The sequence below is a fragment of the Serratia montpellierensis genome (assembly GCF_020858655.1).
Lineage (GTDB): Bacteria > Pseudomonadota > Gammaproteobacteria > Enterobacterales > Enterobacteriaceae > Serratia > Serratia montpellierensis.
On sequence record NZ_VOSN01000004.1, the window covers coordinates 33,501 to 35,374 of the forward strand.

1 protein-coding gene is annotated in these 1,874 nt (G+C 63.8%); it reads left to right on the forward strand.

Annotated features, from left to right (window positions below):
- Positions 1-125: 125 nt before the first annotated feature.
- Positions 126-1,874: S8 family serine peptidase (locus tag FUU19_RS04325; RefSeq protein WP_230507079.1), on the forward strand; the 1,749-nt coding region annotated here is incomplete at its 3' end.

Genomic DNA, 1,874 nt, shown 5'->3' on the forward strand with positions numbered 1-1,874 from the left:
TTTCTAAGCAACATTGACTCAATCCTTGTACGGGAACCGTCTGCGGGCGGTTCCTTTTTCACATCCTGCTAATGAGAACCCGGCGCACCTGGGGCGTCGGCCAATAACAAGCAAAAGGTAAGGAAATGACAACAACAATGGGTTTTGATAGCAAAGGAAACGCTCGCCGCTCGCCGTGGCGGCTGAACGCGCTGGTCTGCTGCATGGCGCTGGCGGGGTATGCACAGGCGGCGCCGCACGAGGTGAACGGCCAACCCGGCGATCCGGCCAGCTGGCGCAGCGCCGAATTCAACGCCAACTGGGGGCTGGGGGCGATCCACGCCGATGAGGCCTACGCCGCCGGCTATACCGGCAAAGGGCAGAAGGTGGGCATTTTCGACACCCCGGTCAACCACCATCCCGAGTTCGCCGGCGACGGCAAACTGATCAACGTGGTCACCGAAGGCTACCGCGCCTACACCGATCCGCATCGGCCGGGCATTAACGCCGGCGATCGCTTTTACTTTGACGGCACCTTCCATTTCTATAGCGGGGCGACATTGAGCAATCATGGGGTGCACGTCGCGGGGATCAGCGCGGCGAACCGCGACGGCATCGGCATGCACGGCGTGGCCTTCGATTCGCAGGTGATCAGCGTCGATAACGATAACGACGGCCCGGCCTACGGCGAATTCCTCGGCCTGGACGGCGCCGTCACCAATGCCGGCTGGCAGGCGATGATCAACAGCGGTGCGCGGGTGATCAACAACAGCTGGGGCGTCAGTATTCCCGATTTCCTGTCCGACGGCGGCCGCGATCCTAACGCGCTGCACTTTGAGCTGAAGGATGCGCAGGAACAATTCGATCAGGTCAAACCGCTGCTCGGCAGCCTGGCCGGCGCAGGCTATCAGGGCGCGATCGATGCGGCGCGCAAAAACATTCTGGTGCTGTTCGCCGCCGGCAACGACGGCAACTACAACCAGCCGGATGTGATCAGCGGGCTGGCCTACTTCGTGCCGGACATCGCGCCGAACTGGCTGTCGGTCGCCAGCGTGGCGCAGGATGCGGCATCGACCAACAGCGTGCCTTATACCATCAGCAGCTTCTCTTCCCGCTGCGGCTATACCGCCAGTTTCTGCGTCTCGTCGCCGGGCAGCAAAATCTACAGCACCGTGGCCAACGGTTCCGATCCGGCCAACCTGGTGTCGGACTACGGCAATAAAAACGGCACCTCGATGGCGACGCCGCACGTGACCGGCGCGGTGGCGGTGTTGCTGCAGCGCTTCCCGTACATGAGCTCGGCGCAGATTGCCGACGTGCTGAAAACCACCGCCACCGACATGGGTGCGCCGGGCATCGACGCGCTCTACGGTTGGGGGATGATCAACCTGGGCAAGGCTATCAACGGCCCGGGCATGTTCTATACCGTCGAAGATATTCCTGCGGAGTTCCGCATCCCGGATCCGACGGGCGTGGCTTATGGTCCGACCCAGTTCGTGGTCGATCTGCCGGGCGTCGGCGCGGTGCTGGACCAGGGTAAACCGACCGAGCGCGTCTGCAGCAGCGATCTTTGCGGCCTGGACTTCTGGAGCAACGACATCTCCGGCCACGGCGGCCTGACCAAGCAGGGCATCGGCACCCTGGTGCTGACCGGTAACAACACCTATGCCGGCCCGACGCTGGTCAATCAGGGGCGGCTGGCTGTCAACGGTTCGGTCACCTCGGCCGTCAGCGTGCAGAGCGGCGGTATTGTCGGCGGCAGCGGCACGGTCGGTTCGCTGACCGCCCGTGATGGCGGCACCGTGGCGCCGGGCAACTCGATCGGCACCCTGAACGTGGCGGGCAACGTCAGCTTCGAGCCGGGCTCGCGCTACGCGGTGGAAGTGGGCCCGAAC